Origin of the sequence: Cobetia sp. 5-25-4-2 (genome assembly GCF_013374075.1) — a bacterium.
In the GTDB taxonomy this organism is placed as follows: Bacteria; Pseudomonadota; Gammaproteobacteria; order Pseudomonadales; family Halomonadaceae; genus Cobetia; species Cobetia marina.
Genome location: NZ_BLWK01000040.1, coordinates 1 through 261 on the forward strand (window position 1 = coordinate 1; position 261 = coordinate 261).

General features: G+C 64.4%; 1 protein-coding gene. It reads right to left on the reverse strand.

Translation table 11 applies throughout. The features are described 5' to 3' along the window. Positions 1–261 (reverse strand): hypothetical protein (locus HXS65_RS17450; protein WP_176494552.1); only part of this gene is annotated, 261 nt, incomplete at both ends.

The following is a 261-nucleotide window of genomic DNA, read 5'->3' on the forward strand; positions in this document are numbered from 1 at the left end:
GGGTGGTGTCATCGGTGCTGTCACCGTCGACCAGGGCGGCGGCCAGATCGCCAACGTTGTCACTGATGGTAGTGATGACCGGCGCGGTCGGCGCAGTGATGTCGATGGCGACGTCGATACTGTTCGAGGCCGCAGAGCGATTTCCCGCCACATCGATGATCACGGCTGTCGCGGCGTAACTGCTGCCATCGGTCAGGGCGTCGGCGGCAATGGTGACCGCCACGCTGTCGGCGGTGATGTCAGCCTCTTCCAGCACGACTG